Below are 17,499 nucleotides of genomic sequence, written 5' to 3'. Positions count from 1 at the left end.
CCGGGGCGCCGATACCGTGCTGACGACCTGATCGAGGCTCGCGATGCGAGCGGAATGGAGCGGAGGTGCCCGTGGTCGCCAAGCGGAACCGGAGTCGCGACCGCGTGCGGACGACGATCATCGCCGTGCTCACCTTCGCGATGCTCGCGGGGTTCGTCGTGCGCCTCGCCGACATCCAGCTCGTGCGCGCCGAGGCGCTCAACGCCGAGGCGGATGGGCGCCGCGGCGTCTCGCAGACCATCTTCGGCACGCGCGGGCCGATCGTCGACTCGACGGGCACCGTGCTCGCCGAGAGCGTCGACCGCTGGGACCTCACGGTGTCGCCGCGGTACACGCGGGACCTCCAGCCCGACCTCGACGGCGTCGAGGCGGTCGTGACCGTCGGCGACGCGCTCACCGAGATCGGCCGCATCACCGGCGACGACCCGCTCGACCTGCAGGCGCGCATCTACGCCGAGCTCGAGCGCAACCCCGATTCCGACTACCTCATGCTCTCGAGCGGGCTCGACGTCGAGCAGTTCGAGGCGGTGCAGGCGCTCGACCTGCCGTACGTGTACCTGCGCCTCAACCCGCAGCGCCTGTACCCGGCGGGCTCCGTCGCCGGCAACCTCGTCGGCTTCATGGGCCAGAGCGAGCCGCTCGCGGGCATCGAGCGCAGCCAGGACGAGTGCCTCGCCTCGGAGCCCGGCAGCCGCGTCTTCGACCGCTCGGCCGACGGCACGCCCATCCCGGGCTCGATGCTGACCGAGCCGGCCGTCGACGGCGGCACCGTCGAGCTCACGATCGACAGCGACGTGCAGTACCAGGTGCAGCAGCTCACCGCGCAGTACACGACGCAGCTGCGTGCGCGCAGCGGCACGAGCATCGTGATGCGAACCGACGGCAGCATCGTGGCGGTCGCCGAGTCGCCGACGGTCGACCCGAACGACCCGTCGTCCTCTGAGCAGCAGGACCGCGGCTCCCGCGCCTTCACGGCCGCCTACGAGCCCGGCTCGATCTTCAAGACCTTCTCCTTCGCGGCGATGCTCGACCTCGGGCTCATCACGCCGAGGGACGAGCTGAGCGTGCCGTGGACGTACACGGCACCGGGCGTGCGCGTGCGCGACGCCTCCTCGCACCCCGTCGAGCAGTGGACGGCCGCCGGCATCCTGGTGAACTCGTCGAACTCCGGCATGGTGCGGCTCGCCGAGCAGATGGATCGCGGCGACTACTTCGAGTACCTCGACCGCTTCGGCTTCGGCGAGCAGACCGCCGTCGGGTTCGCCGGCGAGCAGTCGGTGCCGCTCCGCGACGCCTCCGCGCTCGACCCCCAGACGAGCCTCAACGTGCTCTTCGGGCAGGGCATCGCGACGACGCCCATCCAGATCGCCTCGGCCTACCAGGCGCTCGCGAACGGCGGCGTGCACCTGCCGGCGCGGCTCATCGAGGGCTGCACCGATGCGGCGGGAGAGGTGACCCGTCCCGAGCAGGGGCAGGGGGAGCGCGTCGTCACCGACGCCACCGCCCGGCAGACGCTCGAGGTGCTCGAGAACGTCGTCACCGACTACGGCTACGACACGTTCCCGATCGACGGCTACCGCATCGCCGCGAAGACCGGCACCGCGCAGATGGCGTACGAGAACGGCGGGGGCTACGACCCCGACCGCATGATGATCTCGGTCGCCGGCGTCTTCCCGGTCGACGACCCCCAGTACGTGGTCGTGACCATGTACGACAGCCCGCAGACGCTGCGCACCAGCGCGGGGGCCATCCCCGCCTTCCACGATATGGTGAACCTCCTGATCCGCCACTACGACATCCCTCCGAGCACCACCCAGCCGCCGGAGGTCCCGCTCGAGTGGACCGCGGACTGAGCAAGCGACACCTGAGCACTGAGGAGAGGATGTCCGTGGCGGGCGTGACCCCGAGGATCCTGCGACCGGAGCATCCCGCACCGAGGCCCCTCACCGGCCTCGTGGAGGCGTTCGAGCTCGAGGAGCGCGACGACCTCGACGGCGTCGAGGTGACGGGCATCACGATCGACTCCTCCGACGTGCAGCCCGGCGACATCTTCGCCGCGCTGCCGGGCGCCCACCGGCACGGCGCCGAGTTCGCCGCCGGCGCCGTCGAGCGCGGCGCGGTCGCCGTGGTCACCGACCCCGCCGGCGCAGGCGTCGTCGAGGCCGACGTGCCGGTGATCGTCGTCGACGACCCGCGCGCGGCGCTCGGCGAGATCGCCGCGTGGGTGTACCGCACCGAGGAGCAGCCGCCGAAGCTCTTCGGCATCACGGGCACCAACGGCAAGACCTCCACCTCCTTCATGCTCGAGGGGCTGCTCGCCGACCTCGGCTTCGTCACGGGCCTGTCGACCACGGCCGAGCGGCACGTGGGCGACCTCGTCGTCACCTCGAAGCTCACGACGCCCGAGGCGAGCGAGCTGCACGCGCTCCTCGCCCGGATGCGCGAGGCGGGCGTGCGCGCCGCCGTGCTCGAGGTGAGCGCGCAGGCGCTCGAGCGGCACCGCATCGACGGCGTGCGCTTCGACGTCGTCGCGTTCACGAACCTCAGCCACGACCATCTCGACGACTACGGCTCCATGGAGGCGTACTTCGACGTGAAGCTCGAGCTCTTCACGCCCGACCGCGCCGAGCGCGGCGTCGTGTGCGTCGACGGCGACTGGGGTGTGCGCGTCGCCGAGCGCAGCCGCATCCCCGTCACCACGCTCTCGAGCGACCCGCAGCGCCAGGCCGACTGGCACGTCGACATCTGGGAGGAGACGCCGACGTCGACGTCGTTCACCCTCACGGGCATCGACGGCGGCGCGATCGAGGTGCAGGTGCCGTTCATCGGGCGCCACATGGCGGTCGACGCGGCGATCGCGATCCTCATGCTCGTCGAGGCGGGCTTCGAGCTCGAGGCGATCGCCGAGGTCATCGACCGCGGCATGCGCAGCACGCTGCCCGGCCGCATCGAGCGGGTCTCCGGCGACGAGGGCCCCGCAGTGTTCGTCGACTACGGCCACAGCCCCGACGCGTTCGCGCAGACGCTCGAGGCGCTCCGCCGCGTCACCGAGGGCCGGCTCATCATGCTCTTCGGCGCCGACGGCGACCGCGACGCCACGAAGCGCGCCGACATGGGCCGCATCGCCGCCGAGCTCGCCGACGCCGTCGTCGTGACCGACTTCAACCCCCGCACCGAGGACCCGGCGGCGATCCGCGCGCAGGTGCTCGCCGGCGCCCGCGCGGCGGCCGGCGGCAAGCCCGTCATCGAGTCGGCGCCCGAGGAGGCCGCGATCCGCGCCGCGCTCGAGCTCGCCGGCCCCGGCGACACCGTGCTGTGGGCCGGTCCGGGCGACGCCGACTACCGCGACGTCGCGGGCGTCCGCGAGTCGTTCGTCGCGCGCGACGAGGCGCGCCGCGCGCTCCAGGAGGCCGGCTGGCCGGTGCGCGACGACCTCGCGCGGCGGGAGCAGCACTGATGCTCCGGATGCGCGCGAGCGAGATCGCACAGGCCGTGGGCGGCGTGCTCCACGGCGACGACGCGGTCGTCACCGGCTCCGTCGAGACCGACTCCCGCCTCGTCACGCCCGGCGGCGCGTTCTTCGCGATGCCCGGAGAGGTCACCGACGGGCACCGCTTCATCGACGCCGCGCTCGCCGCTGGCGCGGCGCTCGTCGTCGCCGAGCGGCCGCTCGAGCAGGACGTGCCGCACGTCGTCGTCGCCGACGGGGTCGTCGCGCTCGGCGCGCTCGCCGCGGAGGTCATCCGCCGCGTGCGGGCGGCGGGCGAGCTGACCGTCATCGGCGTCACGGGCTCCAACGGCAAGACGACGACGAAGAACATGCTGCAGGCGATCCTCGAGGAGCACGGCCCGACCGTCAGCCCCGTCAAGTCGTTCAACAACGAGGTCGGCGCGCCGATGACGATGCTCCGCATCGACGAGGCGACCCGCTTCCTCGTGCTCGAGATGGGCGCGAGCGTCGTGGGCGACATCGCGCGCCTCACGGCCATGGCGCATCCCGACCTCGGCGTCGTCCTCAAGGTCGGCCTCGCCCACGCGGGGGAGTTCGGCGGCGTCGAGGCCACGACCCGGGCGAAGACCGAGATGGTGCAGGACCTCGGCGAGCACCACGTCGCCGTGCTGAACCGCGACGACGAGCGGGTGCGCGGCATGGCCGCGGCGACCCGCGCCCGCATCGCCTGGTTCGGCACCGAGCCCGGCCCGGCCGACGAGCCGACGACGCTCTGGGCGAGCGACGTCGAGTCGACGCTCGAGGGCACGCTCGCGACGATCCACCGCGGCGGAGAGTCCTGGCCGCTGCGCCTGCGCATCCTCGGCGAGCACCACGTCATGAACGCGCTCGCCGCGCTCACAGTGGCCGACGCGCTCGGCCTCGACCTCGAGCGCGCGATCGCCGCGCTCGGCACGATGCCCCGCGCCGAGCGCTGGCGCATGGAGCTGCTCGAGCCCGGCGGCGGCATCACCGTCATCAACGACGCCTACAACGCGAGCCCCGACTCGATGGCCGCGGCCCTCCGATCGCTCGCGCACATGACGAGGCAGGCAGCTCGCCGCTCGGTCGCGGTGCTCGGCGAGATGGGCGAGCTCGGGCCGCTGTCGGCCGAGGAGCACGACCGCGTCGGCAGGCTCGCCGTGCGGGTGCGCATCGACCGGCTCGTCGTCGTCGGCACCGGCGCGAAGGCCATCCACGACGCCGCCGAGCTCGAGTCGTCGTTCGGCCAGGACACCGTCTGGGTGGAGGATGCGGAGCAGGCGGAGGCGCTGCTGCGCTCGAGCCTCGAGCCCGGCGACGTCGTGCTCGTCAAGTCGTCGCTGTCGGCGGGCCTCAAGGACCTCGGCGACCGGATCGGGGGCGTCTGATGCTCGTGCTGCTGGCCTCGGCCGCGATCGCGCTGCTGGTGTCGCTGCTCGCGACGCCGCTGTTCGTGCGCGGCTTCACGCGCATCGGCTGGGGCCAGTTCATCCGTGACGACGGCCCGCAGACGCACCACGTCAAGCGCGGCACGCCCACGATGGGCGGCCTCATCTTCATCGTGGCGACGCTCGTCGGCTACTTCGGCGGGAAGCTCATCGGGCAGGACCCGCCGACCTGGCCGGTGCTGCTCGTGCTGCTGCTCATCGTCGGCATGGGCGCCGTCGGCTTCGTCGACGACTTCCTGAAGATCTCGAACCAGCGCTCGCTCGGCCTCGGCGGCTGGGCGAAGGTCGCCGGCCAGCTCGTCGTGTCGGTGCTCTTCTCGGTGCTCGCGATCACCGTGCCCGCTGGCCCCGACGGCCGGCCCGTCGTCGACGTCACGATCTCGGGCGTGCGCGACATCCCGTGGCTCGACCTCGCGCCGTGGGGCGCGGTCGGCGGCATCCTCTTCGTGCTCTGGATCACGATCATCAACGTCTCGGCCGCCAACGCCGTCAACGTGACCGACGGCCTCGACGGCCTCGCCACGGGCTCGACGATCGTCGCGATGGTCGGCTACGCCTTCATCGCGTTCTGGCAGTCCAACCAGTCGTGCCGACCCGGCGGCTCCGCCGAGGAGAACCTCTACCGCTGCTACGAGATCGCGGCGCCCCTCGACCTCGCGACGCTCGCGGCGACGCTCTGCGGCGCGCTCATCGGGTTCCTCTGGTGGAACACGAGCCCCGCGCAGATCTTCATGGGCGACGTCGGCTCGCTCGCCCTCGGCGGCGCGCTCGCCGGCCTCGCGGTCATGACCGACACCCACCTGCTGCTGCTGCTCATCGCGGGCCTGCCGATCATCGTCACGGGCTCCGTCATCGTGCAGCGCGCCTACTTCAAGGCCACCGGGGGCAAGCGCGTGTTCCTCATGACGCCGCTGCACCACCACTTCGAGCTCAAGGGATGGGCCGAGGTCACGATCGTCGTGCGCTTCTGGATCATCGCGGGACTGTTCGTCGCAGCCGCGGTGGGCCTGTTCTACTTCGAGTGGACGATCCACGGCTGATGCGCGACCTCGACTCCCTCACCTCCTGGCGCAGCGACTGGTCGGGCCTGCGCGTCGCGGTGCTCGGCCTCGGCGTCACCGGCTTCGCCGCCGTCGACACGCTCGCCGAGCTCGGCGCATCCGTCACCGCCGTGGCCGAGCGCGTCGACGACGAGCGCCGCACGATCCTCGGCGTCCTGGGCGTGCCGATCGTCGACGCGGCGGCCGCCGAGGTGCCCGAGGCGCTCGCCGACGCCGAGCTCGTGATCGCCTCGCCGGGCCTCCGCCCCGACCACCCGTGGCTCGTCGCCGCGGCCGAGCGGGGCATCCCGGTGTGGGGCGACATCGAGCTCGCCTGGCGCGTGCGCGACAAGGTGCGCGCGGCCGAGTGGATCCTCGTCACGGGCACGAACGGCAAGACCACGACGACGCAGCTCACCGCGCACATGCTGCGCGAGGCGGGCTTCCGGGTCGCGCCGGTGGGCAACATCGGCACGCCCGTGCTCGACGCCGTGCGCGACCCCGAGGGCTTCGACGCGCTCGTCGTCGAGCTCTCGAGCTTCCAGCTGCACGGGCTCGCCGAGGAGGGGCCCGGTGCCCTGTGGCCGCACTCGGCGGCGTGCCTCAACATCGACGACGACCACCTCGACTGGCACGGGTCGGCCGAGGCGTACCGCGCGGCCAAGGCGAAGGTGTACCGGAACGCGCGGGTCGCGGCCGTCTACAACGTCGAGGACCCGGCGACGATGGCGATGGTCGAGGAGGCCGACGTCGTCGAGGGCTGCCGCGCGATCGGCTTCGGCCTCGGCGTGCCCGGGCGCAGCGACCTCGGCATCGTCGACGGCGTGCTCGTCGACCGCGCGTTCCTCGACGACCGGCACCGGCAGGCGCTCGAGCTCGGCACGCTCGACGACCTCGTGCCCGGCGGCCTGCGCTCGCCGCACATGGCGCGCAACGTGCTCGCGGCGGCGGCGCTCGCGCGCGCCTTCGGCGCCGAGCCCGCCCACGTGCGGGACGCCATCCGCTCCTTCCGCCTCGACCGGCACCGCACCGAGCTCGTCGCCGAGGTCGACGGGGTGCGCTGGGTCGACGACTCGAAGGCCACCAACCCGCACGCGGCGGAGGGCTCGCTCAGCGCCTTCGACCGCGTCGTGTGGATCGTGGGCGGCCTGTTCAAGGGCGCCGACGTCGCGCCGCTCGTCGAGCGGCACGCGGGTCGCATCGTCGCCGCCGTCGCGATCGGCGTCGAGCGCGCACCGGTGCGGGAGGCGTTCGCGCGACACGCGCCGGGCATCCCGCTCGTGGAGGTCTCGACGGCGGACACTGGAGCCGTGATGCGGCTGGCCGTCGAGGCGGCCGCAGCGCACGCCGCGCCCGGCGTCACGGTCCTGCTGGCGCCGGCGGCCGCATCCATGGACCAGTTCGACGACTACGCAGACCGCGGCGACCGCTTCGCCGAGGCGGTGCGGGGGAGGGGAGCCCATGGCGACGACGACCGCGGCCCCCGCGCGCACGACTGACGGCGCCGCCTCCAGGATGGGCCGACGCGCGCTCGTGCGCGTGCGCTCGATGTTCGGCGCGCCGACCCTCAACGCGGCGCTGCTGCTCGGCACCACGCTCTTCCTGGTCGCGTTCGGCCTGATCATGGTGCTCTCGTCCTCATCGGTCGAGAGCTACGTGGCGGGCGGCTCGTTCTTCACCGACTTCGCCAAGCAGGGCGCCTTCGCCGCGGTCGGCATCGTGCTGATGCTGCTCGCCGCGCGCATGCCCGCGCACGTGTGGCAGCGCGTCGCGTGGCTCGGCATCATGCTCGGCATCGCGCTGCAGGTGCTCGTCTTCACCCCGCTCGGCTTCGGCGCGAACGGCAACCGCAACTGGATCGGCGTCGGCGGCTTCTCGCTGCAGCCGTCCGAGTTCGTGAAGGTCGCGCTGTGCGTGTGGCTCGCGATGATCATGACGCGCAAGCAGCGCCACGTGACGAGCTTCTGGCACGCGTGGATCCCGGCCGGGCCCGTCGCCGGCCTCTCGATCGGCCTCGTGCTGCTCGGCAGCGACCTCGGCACCGTGGTGATCATGACGATGCTCTCCTTCGGCGCGCTGTGGTTCGCCGGCGTGCGCTGGTGGCACCTGCTGCTTCCGGCTGCCGCGCTCGCGCTGCTCGCGGTGCCGGTCGTGCTCTCGAGCCCCTCGCGCGTGCGCCGCATCACCGCGTTCGTGCAGGGCTGCACCGACGCCGACTACTACTCGGGCTGCTGGCAGCAGCTCCACGGCACGTGGGCGCTGTCGGCGGGCGGCCTCTTCGGCGTCGGGCTCGGCAACTCGCGCGCCAAGTGGTCGTGGCTGCCCGAGGCCGACAACGACTACATCTTCGCGATCATCGGCGAGGAGCTGGGCCTGCTCGGCGCCGTCGTCGTGCTCGCGCTCTTCGCGCTGCTGGCCTGGACGATGCTGCGCATCGTGCGGCACGCCCGCCTGCAGATGACTCGCGTCGTCACCGGCGCCGCGATGGTGTGGCTCACGGGCCAGGCGATCGTCAACATCGGCGTCGTGCTCGGGCTCCTGCCCGTGCTCGGCGTGCCGCTGCCCTTCATCTCCTCGGGCGGCTCGCAGCTCATCGCCGCGCTCCTCATCGTCGGCGTCGTGCTGTCGCTCGAGCGCGTCGACAACCCGATCGTGCGGGGCGAGCGCCCCGCGCCCGCGCCGGCTCCGGCGGAGGGCTGACCGTGCGCGTCCTGCTCGCCGGCGGCGGCACCGCCGGCCACGTCAACCCGCTGCTCGCGACCGCGCAGCGGCTGCGCGAGCGCGACCCCGGCGTCGAGCTGACCGTGCTCGGCACCCGCGAGGGCCTCGAGCGCGAGCTCGTGCCGCGCGCGGGGCTCGAGCTCGTCACGATCGAGAAGCTGCCGTTCCCGCGCCGCCCCGACGCCGCGGCGCTGCGCTTCCCCGCCCGCTGGCGCCGCGCGGTGCGCGATGTGCGGGCGCTGCTGCGCGAGCGCCGCATCGACGTCGTCGTCGGCTTCGGCGGGTACGCCGCGGCGCCCGCCTACCGCGCGGCCCGGCTCGAGGGCATCCCGATCGCCATCCACGAGGCGAACGCGAAGCCCGGCATGGCCAACGTGCTCGGCGCCCGCTGGACGCCCTTCGTCGGCCTCTCGTACCGGCCGACCACGCTCGCCGGCGAGGTCGTCGGCATGCCGCTGCGCCCCGAGATCACCGGGCTCGACCGGGTCGCGCTGCGCGACGAGGCGGTGCGCGAGCTGGGCCTCGACCCCGAGCGCCCGACGCTCCTCGTCACCGGCGGCTCGCAGGGCGCGCGCTCCATCAACCGCACGATCGTCGCCACGGCCGCCGACATCGTCGCCGCCGGCTGGCAGATCCTGCACCTCTCGGGCGGCAGGCAGACCGACTTCGAGCCCGCCGACGTGCCCCACTACGTCGCGATCGAGTACCTCGACCGCATGCACCTCGCGCTCGCCGCCGCCGACCTCGTCGTGTGCCGCGCGGGCAGCCTGACGGTGTCGGAGCTCATGGCCGTGGGCCTGCCCGCCGTGTACGTGCCGCTGCCCTACGGCAACGGCGAGCAGGGCATGAACGCCGCCGACCAGGTCGCGGCCGGGGGAGCGCTGCTGGTCGACGACCGCGAGTTCACGGCAGAATGGGTGCGCGCGCGGCTCGTGCCGCTGCTGGAGGACGCCGATCGGCTCGCCGAGATGGCCTCCGCCAGCGCGGGCGCCGGCGCGACCGACGGCAGCGACCGCATGAGCGACCTCATCGAGCGGGCCGCAGCCACGAGGAGGAAGCCGTGATCGAACCCGATCTCACCCAGCCCATCCCCGAGCAGATCGAGCGGGTGCACTTCATCGGCATCGGCGGCTCGGGCATGTCGGGCATCGCGCACATGATGCTCGACGCCGGGCTCGCGGTCTCCGGCTCCGACCGCAGCGGCTCCGCCGCCGTCGACCGGCTCGTCGAGCGCGGCGCCCGCGTCGCGATCGGCCACGACGCCGCCAACCTGCCCGACGAGGTCGACGCGGTGGTCGTCACGAGCGCGCTCTGGCCCGACAACCCCGAGCTCGTCGCGGCCCGCGAGCGCGGCGTGCCCGTGCTGCACCGCTCCCAGGCCCTCCACGTGCTCGCGCGCGGCAAGCGGGTCGTCGCCGTCGCGGGCGCCCACGGCAAGACGACGACGACGGGCATGCTCGTCGTCGGGCTGCACGGCCTCGGCATCGACGCATCCTTCGTCAACGGCGGCGTCATCGCCGGCCTCGGCGCCTCGAGCGGCCACGGCAGCTCCGACGCGTTCGTGCTCGAGGCGGATGAATCGGACGGCTCGTTCCTGCTCTACGACGTGGCCGTCGCCCTCATCACGAACGTCGACACCGACCACCTCGACCACTACGGCACCCCCGAGGCCTTCGACGCGGCCTTCGCCGAGTTCGCGAGCCGCGCGAGCGAGGCCGTCGTGATCTCGGCCGACGACCCCGGCGCGCAGCGCGTGCGCGCGCGCATCCACCACGACCGCGTCGTCACGTTCGGCGAGGCCGCCGACGCCGACGTGCGCATCGTCGACATCCGGGTCGGGGCGAGCGCCGCCGCGACCGTCGAGATCGCCGGCGAGCGCTTCGACGTCGAGGTGGGCGTGCCCGGCAGGCACAACGCCGTGAACGCGGTGGGGGCGCTCGCGACCCTCGTCGCGATGGGCGTCGCGCCCGTCGACGGCGCGCACGCGCTGGCCGGCTTCCGCGGCACGGGGCGCCGGTTCGAGCTGCACGGCGAGCGACGGGGCGTGCGCGTGTTCGACGACTACGCGCACCACCCCGCCGAGGTCGACGCCGCGCTGTCGGCGGCGCGCACCGTGATCGGCGACGGCCGCATCATCGCCATCCACCAGCCGCACCTGTACACCCGCACGCGCGACATGGCGGGCGACTTCGCCGCCGTCTACGAGCGGGTCGCCGACCACACCGTCGTGCTCGACGTCTACGGCGCCCGCGAGGACCCGATCCCCGGCGTCACCGGCGCGCTCGTCGCCGAGCGCTTCCAGGACGACGCCGACGTCGACTACCTGCCCGACTGGCAGCAGGCGGCGGCACGGGCGGCGGAGCTCGCGCGCGAGGGCGACATCATCGTCACGCTCTCGTGCGGCGACGTCTACCGGATCATCCCGCAGGTGCTCGCGGCGCTGGAGGAGGGCGACGGGTCGTGAGGCGGCCCGACGGCTTCGACCGCCGCATGGACGAGCCGGTCGAGGCGCCCGCCGACGCGGACGACGCGGCCGGAGGCTCGAGCCTCGAGGTGCTGCGCCGTCGCCGCGACGCCGCGCTCCGCGCCATCGCGGCGCACGAGGCGGCGGCGACGCCGCGGCGCTCGGCAGAGCGGGAGCGCGAGCCGGAGCGCGAGCCGAGGCGCTGGGCGCTGAGCGCCTACGCCGACCTCGACGAGGGCGCCGACGCGGCGCCGGCGACGGACGGGCCGCGTGAGCCCGCGCCCCTCCCCGACGAGGAGCGCGGCTCGCTCGCCCAGCGCGTCGACCGCGCCTGGCGCGAGGCGCAGCGCGAGCAGCGCCGCCTCGACCGCGAGGAGGCGCGCGAGACGCGCCGCGAGGCCAAGGAGGCCAAGCGCGCCCGCGTGCGCCGGGAGCGCGCGGAGGTCAAGCGCTTCACCGCCGCCCGGCGACGGCAGGTGCGCGCGGCGCTCCTCACCGGCGGCGGGCTCGCGCTCGCGCTGCTGCTGCTCGTCGGGCTCGTCTGGTCGCCGCTCATGGCCGTGCGCGAGGTGCGCGTGCAGGGCGTCGAGCGGCTCGACGCCGCGGTCGTGCAGGAGGCCCTCGGCGACGCGATGGGGGAGCCCATCGCCACCGTCACCGAGGAGGGCGTCGCGCAGCGGCTCTCGACGATCCCGCAGATCGAGTCGTTCCGGGTGGATGTCGTGCCGCCGTCGACCGTGATCGTGCACGTCGTCGAGCGGCGCCCGGTGGCCATCGTGCCCACCGCATCGGGGGAGGCCGTCATCGACGCCGCGGGCGTCGCGCTCGGGCCGGTCGACGAGTCGACCGCGATGCTGCCGCGGCTCGACGGCGTCGAGCTGGGCAGCGCCGAGTTCGAGGCGATCGCGGCCATGCTCGTCGCCGTGCCGACGTCGGTGCTCGAGGCGACGGCGACCATCAGCGCCCCGACCGAGTCGGACATCCGCCTCTCGCTCACGAGCGGCCAGACCGTGCTGTGGGGCGGCGCCGACGAGAGCCGGCTGAAGGCCGACGTGGTCGCGGCGCTGCTCGCGACGCAGGATCCGGCGGTCGCGGTCGTGCTCGACGTGCGCGCCCCCGAGCACTCCGTCGTGCGCGGCTCCTGAGCCCGGCGAACCTGACGAATCCTTTTCTTGACGGATCCGGCGGCGACACACCGAGTCGCTCCCGACCCGCGCACCCCCGCGGACGTACCGTCGAACTCGTCAGCATGAAGTGAGGAATTCTCTAAACTTCAACTAGAGGTTGAGAGTTCGATCGAGGGGCCGGAACCGTGACTTCCAACAACAACTACCTCGCCGTCATCAAGGTGGTCGGCGTGGGCGGCGGCGGCGTGAACGCCGTGAACCGCATGATCGACCTCGGCCTGCGAGGCGTCGAGTTCATCGCCATCAACACCGACGCGCAGGCGCTGCTGCTCAGCGACGCCGACGTCAAGCTCGACGTCGGCCGCGAGCTCACCAAGGGCCTCGGCGCAGGCGCCGACCCCGAGGTCGGCCGCCGCGCCGCCGAGGACCACGCGGAGGAGATCGAGGAGGCGCTCGCGGGCGCCGACATGGTCTTCGTCACCGCGGGCGAGGGCGGCGGCACCGGCACGGGCGGCGCGCCCGTGGTGGCGCGCATCGCCAAGAGCCTCGGCGCGCTCACCGTCGGCGTCGTGACCAAGCCGTTCTCGTTCGAGGGCCGCCGCCGCCAGGCGCAGGCCGAGACGGGCGTCGAGGCGCTCAAGAACGAGGTCGACACGCTCATCGTGGTGCCGAACGACCGGCTGCTCGAGATCTCCGACATGGGCATCTCGATGGTCGAGGCGTTCGAGACCGCCGACCAGGTGCTGCTCGCGGGCGTCCAGGGCATCACCGACCTCATCACCACCCCGGGCCTCATCAACGTCGACTTCGCCGACGTGAAGTCGGTCATGCAGGGCGCGGGCTCCGCGCTCATGGGCATCGGCTCGTCGCGCGGCGCGGACCGCGCGATCAAGGCCGCGGAGCTCGCCGTCGCGAGCCCGCTGCTCGAGGCGAAGATCGACGGCGCGCACGGCGTGCTGCTGTCGATCCAGGCCGGCAGCAACCTCGGCATCCACGAGACCTACGACGCCGCCAAGCTCGTGCAGGAGGCGGTGCACCCCGAGGCGAACATCATCTTCGGCACGGTCATCGACGACACGCTCGGCGACGAGGTGCGCGTGACGGTCATCGCCGCGGGCTTCGACGGCACCGGCCCGATCGCGAAGGTCGACGACTCCGTCATCCGCACGGCGTCGCGCACCGAGATGGGCCTGCGGCAGTCGACGCCGAGCGCCCCGGCGTCCGACGCCCACGAGGCGCCCGAGCGCCGCCCCGTCCCGGCGCCCCCGGTCGCCGACCACCTCACCGGTCCCGTGCAGCCGCTGACCCAGGTGGACGAGGAGGAGGACGAGTTCCTCCCCGACTTCCTGCGCTGACACGCATGGCAGACGCCCCCGCCGCGCGCCTGGCCGCCTTCCTCGAGCAGCTCGAGGGGGCGCGCCGGGCGCGCGGCGTCACGCTGATCGTCGTCACGAAGCGGCATCCGGCCTCGCTCGTGCGCGAGCTCGCGGCGGCGGGGCAGCGCGACTTCGGCGAGAGCCGGCACCCCGAGTCGCGCGACAAGGCGGCGGCGCTCGCCGACCTCGACCTCACCTGGCACTTCGTGGGCCAGCTGCAGCGCAACAAGGCGCGGCAGGTCGCCCGCTACGCCGACGTGCTGCACTCGATCGACGCGCCGGAGCTCGTGGAGGCGCTCGAGGGCGGCGAGCCCGGCGACGAGCGACCCGTGCGCGACGCGCTCGTGCAGGTCAACCTCTCCGACGACCCCGCCCGCGGCGGCGTCGCCCCGGACGGCCTCGACGCGCTCGCCGAGCGCGTCGCCGCGTCGCCGGCGCTGCGGCTGCGGGGCGTGATGGCGGTCGCGCCGCTCGGCGAGGAGCCCGCTGCCGCGTTCGAGCGGCTCGCCCGCCTCGCCGAGCGCGTGCGCGCCGTCGACCCCGCAGCCGACTGGATCTCGGCGGGCATGAGCGGCGACTGGCGCGAGGCGCTCGAGCACGGCGCGACACACCTGCGGATCGGCACCGCAATCACGGGAAACCGCCCGCTCGGCGGATAGCGTGAACCAGGCCACGAGGAGGATCCCATGAGCAACGCACTGAAGAAGGCGGCGATCTACTTCGGCTTCGCCGAGGAGGACGAGCTGACCCAGGAGGTCCGCCCGATCGAGCGGACCGAGGAGCACGACCGTGCACACACGCACCAGCCGCGCGAGCGCGTCGAGGAGCCGCGCCGCGCTCCCGTCACGAAGCTCCGCGCAGCGCAGAAGGTGAGCGACATGAGCGAGATCCTCACGGTGCACCCGCGCCAGTACAAGGACGCCAAGGCCATCGCCGAGGCGTTCCGCGACGGCACGCCGGTGATCATCAACCTGTCGCAGATGACCGACGGCGACGCGCGTCGGCTGATCGACTTCTCGGCCGGCCTCACGCAGGGCCTCGAGGGCCGCATCGAGCGCGTGACGACCAAGGTCTACCTGCTGACGCCCGAGCACATCGCCGTCTCCGGCGGCCGCTCGGTCGACGAGGACGCGGACTCCGCCGTCTTCGCGCACTGAGCCCCGTCAGCTCAGTGCCGATCGTCTCGATCCTCGCCTGGATCGTCCACACCGCAGCGCTGCTCGCGTTCTACGTCTTCTGGGCGCGGATCATCCTCGACTTCGTGCGGCAGCTCCGGCGCGACTGGAAGCCCTCCGGCTTCTGGCTCGTGCTGTCGGTGTGGATCCTGCGGGTGACCGACCCGCCGCTGCGCTGGGTGCGCCGGTTCGTGAAGCCGGTCCGCGTCGGCGGCGCGATGCTCGACCTCGCGATGCTCGTACTGCTCCTCGGGCTCATCCTGCTCATGACCGTGGTCGGCCCCTTCCGGGCGTTCAGCGCCTGAGGTGCCGCGCGGGCGCGGCGGGCTAGGATCGTCAGCACGCCGTCCGCGACGGGTACAGTGAATCTGCGCTGCGCGCCCGATCGGGCGCGGCAGCCGACGAAGAAAGGCACGACATGGCACTGACTCCTGACGACGTCGTCCACAAGCGCTTCGAGACGACGCGCTTCCGCGACGGCTACGACCAGGATGAGGTCGACGACTTCCTCGACGAGGTGGTCACCGAGCTTCGTCGACTCACCGAGGAGAACGACGCCCTCCGCGCCGAGAACGAGCAGCTGAAGCAGGGCGGCGCCGTCGCCGCGCCCGCTACTGCGCCCGCCGAGGCCGCCGAGCCCGTCGAGCACCCCGACGCCGCCGAGCTCGAGCAGCTCCGCGTCGAGAACGAGCGCCTCAAGGAGCAGCTCGCCGAGCGCGAGGCCGAGCCGGCCCCCGTCGCCGAGGTGCCGCAGGACGACGTGGTCACCGAGCCGCAGGCCGCGGAGCCGCAGCCCGAGGGCGCCGCGCCCGCCGTCTCGAACGCCGATGGCCTGCTGGCGCTCGCGCAGCGCGTCCACGACGAGCACGTCGCCGCGGGCGAGGCCCGCCGCGACGAGCTGATCGCCGCCGCCGAGGCCACCGCGCAGCAGATCGAGGACGACGCCGAGCAGCGCAAGACGGTGCTCAACCAGGAGTTCGACGACGAGAAGAAGAAGCTCGACGAGCAGAAGGCTGCCCTCGAGCAGAAGATCGACGAGCTCAAGAGCTTCGAGCGCGACTACCGCCTGAAGCTGCGCGGCTACATCGAGAGCCAGCTGCGCGACCTCGACCGCTCGTCCTCGCTCGCCTTCGGCGGCCAGAGCGGCAGCTGATCGCGCACTCTGTGGCAGACGACTCGACTGCGGTCCGGAGCACGACGGCCTGGCGGATGCTGGGCCTCGTGCTCGGGACCGCAGTCGTCGTCTGGGTGGCCGACTTCCTCTCGAAGGAGTGGGTCATCGCCGAGATGGCAGAGGGGGAGCGCCGCGCCGTGCTCGGCGAGCTGCTCCAGTGGCACTTCGTGCGCAACCCCGGCGCGGCGTTCTCGCTCGCGGCCGGCTCCACCTGGATCTTCACGATCCTCGCCGGTGTCGTGGTGGTGTTCATCGCCACCCAGCTGCGTCGCATCCGCTCGCCCCTCTGGGCGGCCGCGTTCGGCGGCCTGCTCGGCGGCACGGTCGGCAACCTCACCGATCGGTTGACGCGCGAGCCCGGCTTCTTCGTCGGCCACGTCATCGACTTCATCCAGGTCTGGGGCTTCCCGGCGATCTTCAACATCGCCGACATCTTCATCGTGTCGTCGATGATCGGCGTGGTGCTGCTCGTGCTCGCCAACATCGGCCTCGACGGCGTGCGCCGCACCGACGAGCCGAAGGCGGACGCGCGCGAGGGCGACCCCGACGCCACGCAGCCGCTCGACCCCGACGACCGCTGATGGAGGAGCGCTTCCTGCAGGTGCCGCCCGGCCTCGACGGCACGCGCGCCGACGCGGGCCTCGCCAAGCTGCTGGGGCTCTCGCGCACCGCGGTCGTCACCATGCTCGACGACGGCGGGGCGCAGCAGGACGGCGCGACGCTCGGGAAGTCCGACCGCCTGCGCGCCGACGCGTGGCTCGACCTGCGCTGGCAGCCTCGCGAGGCGCCCCGGATCGTCGCGACGCCCGTGCCCGACCTCGGCATCGTGCACGACGACGCCGACATCGTCGTCGTCGACAAGCCCGCCGGCGTCGCCGCGCACCCGAGCGCGGGCTGGCAGGGCCCGACGGTCGTCGGCGCGCTCGCGGCGGCGGGCTTCCAGATCGCCACCTCCGGCGCCGCCGAGCGGCAGGGCGTCGTGCACCGGCTCGACGCCGGCACGAGCGGCCTGATGGTGGTCGCGAAGAGCGAGCGCGCCTACAGCGAACTGAAGGCCGCCTTCCACGACCGCGAGGTCGAGAAGGTCTACCACGCGGCGGTGCAGGGGCACCCCGACCCGCTGTCGGGCACGATCGACGCGCCGATCGGCCGCCACCCGGGTAGCGAGTGGAAGTTCGCGGTGGTCTCGAGCGGCAAGCACGCGATCACCCACTACGAGACGCTCGAGGCGTTCCGCGGCGGCAGCCTGCTCGAGGTGCACCTCGAGACGGGGCGCACGCACCAGATCCGCGTCCACATGGCCGCCCGGCGCCACCCCTGCATCGGCGACACCATGTACGGCGCCGACCCGACGGTCGCCGCCCGGCTCGGCCTCGAGCGGCAGTGGCTCCACGCGAAGCGGCTCGGCTTCCGGCACCCGGGCTCCGGCGAGCAGGTGGTCTTCGAGTCGCCCTACCCGGCCGACCTCGCGCGGGCGCTCGAGATCCTCCGCGAGGAGTGAT

General features: G+C 73.3%; 16 protein-coding genes. All 16 read left to right on the top strand.

All coding sequences use genetic code 11. The annotated features are described in order from the left end of the window. The first annotated feature begins 71 nt into the window (after positions 1–71). Entirely contained in the window at positions 72–1,853 is a 1,782-nt protein-coding gene (locus tag AC1RNL_RS10930; RefSeq protein ID WP_128188521.1) for a peptidoglycan D,D-transpeptidase FtsI family protein, read from the top strand. A 29-nt stretch (positions 1,854–1,882) separates the two neighbouring features. Continuing rightward, positions 1,883–3,457, top strand: coding sequence for a Mur ligase family protein (locus AC1RNL_RS10925; protein WP_492935230.1), 1,575 nt, complete (start codon positions 1,883–1,885; stop codon positions 3,455–3,457). Further along, complete coding sequence (locus AC1RNL_RS10920) at positions 3,457–4,860, top strand: UDP-N-acetylmuramoyl-tripeptide--D-alanyl-D-alanine ligase (protein WP_492935229.1); 1,404 nt, start codon at positions 3,457–3,459, stop codon at positions 4,858–4,860. Before AC1RNL_RS10925 ends, AC1RNL_RS10920 begins: the two co-directional genes overlap by 1 nt. Beyond that, positions 4,860–5,960, top strand: coding sequence for a phospho-N-acetylmuramoyl-pentapeptide-transferase (gene mraY / locus AC1RNL_RS10915; RefSeq protein WP_146357566.1), 1,101 nt, complete (start codon positions 4,860–4,862; stop codon positions 5,958–5,960). The genes AC1RNL_RS10920 and mraY overlap by 1 nt, the downstream gene beginning before the upstream one ends. Beyond that, the gene (murD, locus tag AC1RNL_RS10910; protein WP_128188517.1) at positions 5,960–7,459 is read left to right on the top strand and encodes a UDP-N-acetylmuramoyl-L-alanine--D-glutamate ligase; all 1,500 of its coding nucleotides are present in this window, start codon (positions 5,960–5,962) and stop codon (positions 7,457–7,459) included. The genes mraY and murD overlap by 1 nt, the downstream gene beginning before the upstream one ends. Continuing rightward, the gene (ftsW, locus tag AC1RNL_RS10905) at positions 7,422–8,660 is read left to right on the top strand and encodes a putative lipid II flippase FtsW (protein ID WP_492935228.1); all 1,239 of its coding nucleotides are present in this window, start codon (positions 7,422–7,424) and stop codon (positions 8,658–8,660) included. Before murD ends, ftsW begins: the two co-directional genes overlap by 38 nt. Continuing rightward, the gene (locus AC1RNL_RS10900; protein ID WP_310126046.1) at positions 8,657–9,745 is read left to right on the top strand and encodes a UDP-N-acetylglucosamine--N-acetylmuramyl-(pentapeptide) pyrophosphoryl-undecaprenol N-acetylglucosamine transferase; all 1,089 of its coding nucleotides are present in this window, start codon (positions 8,657–8,659) and stop codon (positions 9,743–9,745) included. Before ftsW ends, AC1RNL_RS10900 begins: the two co-directional genes overlap by 4 nt. Next, positions 9,742–11,145: a UDP-N-acetylmuramate--L-alanine ligase gene (gene murC, locus AC1RNL_RS10895; RefSeq protein ID WP_492935227.1), complete on the top strand. Its 1,404-nt coding sequence runs from the start codon at positions 9,742–9,744 to the stop codon at positions 11,143–11,145. The genes AC1RNL_RS10900 and murC overlap by 4 nt, the downstream gene beginning before the upstream one ends. After that, entirely contained in the window at positions 11,142–12,290 is a 1,149-nt protein-coding gene (locus tag AC1RNL_RS10890) for a cell division protein FtsQ/DivIB (RefSeq protein ID WP_492935226.1), read from the top strand. Before murC ends, AC1RNL_RS10890 begins: the two co-directional genes overlap by 4 nt. Before the next feature lie 167 nt (positions 12,291–12,457). Next, on the top strand, positions 12,458–13,627 hold the full coding sequence (gene ftsZ, locus AC1RNL_RS10885; protein ID WP_225792828.1) for a cell division protein FtsZ: 1,170 nt from the start codon (positions 12,458–12,460) through the stop codon (positions 13,625–13,627). 5 nt (positions 13,628–13,632) lie between these two features. Next, on the top strand, positions 13,633–14,307 hold the full coding sequence (locus AC1RNL_RS10880; protein ID WP_128188513.1) for a YggS family pyridoxal phosphate-dependent enzyme: 675 nt from the start codon (positions 13,633–13,635) through the stop codon (positions 14,305–14,307). Positions 14,308–14,334: 27 nt separating this feature from the next. Next, positions 14,335–14,805: a cell division protein SepF gene (locus AC1RNL_RS10875; protein ID WP_128188512.1), complete on the top strand. Its 471-nt coding sequence runs from the start codon at positions 14,335–14,337 to the stop codon at positions 14,803–14,805. Between the two features lie 14 nt (positions 14,806–14,819). Beyond that, the gene (locus tag AC1RNL_RS10870) at positions 14,820–15,128 is read left to right on the top strand and encodes a YggT family protein (protein ID WP_246990792.1); all 309 of its coding nucleotides are present in this window, start codon (positions 14,820–14,822) and stop codon (positions 15,126–15,128) included. A 113-nt stretch (positions 15,129–15,241) separates the two neighbouring features. Beyond that, positions 15,242–15,976 (top strand): DivIVA domain-containing protein, encoded by a 735-nt coding sequence (locus AC1RNL_RS10865; protein ID WP_492935225.1) that lies wholly within the window; start codon positions 15,242–15,244, stop codon positions 15,974–15,976. Between the two features lie 68 nt (positions 15,977–16,044). Beyond that, positions 16,045–16,578 (top strand): signal peptidase II, encoded by a 534-nt coding sequence (lspA, locus tag AC1RNL_RS10860; RefSeq protein ID WP_310125785.1) that lies wholly within the window; start codon positions 16,045–16,047, stop codon positions 16,576–16,578. Then, complete coding sequence (locus AC1RNL_RS10855) at positions 16,578–17,498, top strand: RluA family pseudouridine synthase (RefSeq protein ID WP_246990795.1); 921 nt, start codon at positions 16,578–16,580, stop codon at positions 17,496–17,498. Before lspA ends, AC1RNL_RS10855 begins: the two co-directional genes overlap by 1 nt. Position 17,499: the final 1 nt, after the last annotated feature.

It is taken from the genome of Agrococcus sp. GW821-FHT14H11 (genome assembly GCF_058803545.1).
Note: the sequence above shows the minus strand (reverse complement) of the source record. Positions and strands in the feature narration are given on the sequence as shown.

Excerpts from the sequence above, each read along its gene's own strand:
- AC1RNL_RS10865 (WP_492935225.1), top strand. The coding sequence starts at position 15,242 with ATGGCACTGACTCCTGACGACGTCGTCCACAAGCGCTTCGAGACGACG.
- murD (WP_128188517.1), top strand. The coding sequence starts at position 5,960 with ATGCGCGACCTCGACTCCCTCACCTCCTGGCGCAGCGACTGGTCGGGC.
- AC1RNL_RS10920 (WP_492935229.1), top strand. The coding sequence starts at position 3,457 with ATGCTCCGGATGCGCGCGAGCGAGATCGCACAGGCCGTGGGCGGCGTG.
- AC1RNL_RS10880 (WP_128188513.1), top strand. The coding sequence starts at position 13,633 with ATGGCAGACGCCCCCGCCGCGCGCCTGGCCGCCTTCCTCGAGCAGCTC.
- AC1RNL_RS10925 (WP_492935230.1), top strand. The coding sequence starts at position 1,883 with ATGTCCGTGGCGGGCGTGACCCCGAGGATCCTGCGACCGGAGCATCCC.
- mraY (WP_146357566.1), top strand. The coding sequence starts at position 4,860 with ATGCTCGTGCTGCTGGCCTCGGCCGCGATCGCGCTGCTGGTGTCGCTG.
- ftsW (WP_492935228.1), top strand. The coding sequence starts at position 7,422 with ATGGCGACGACGACCGCGGCCCCCGCGCGCACGACTGACGGCGCCGCC.
- AC1RNL_RS10875 (WP_128188512.1), top strand. The coding sequence starts at position 14,335 with ATGAGCAACGCACTGAAGAAGGCGGCGATCTACTTCGGCTTCGCCGAG.
- AC1RNL_RS10855 (WP_246990795.1), top strand. The coding sequence starts at position 16,578 with ATGGAGGAGCGCTTCCTGCAGGTGCCGCCCGGCCTCGACGGCACGCGC.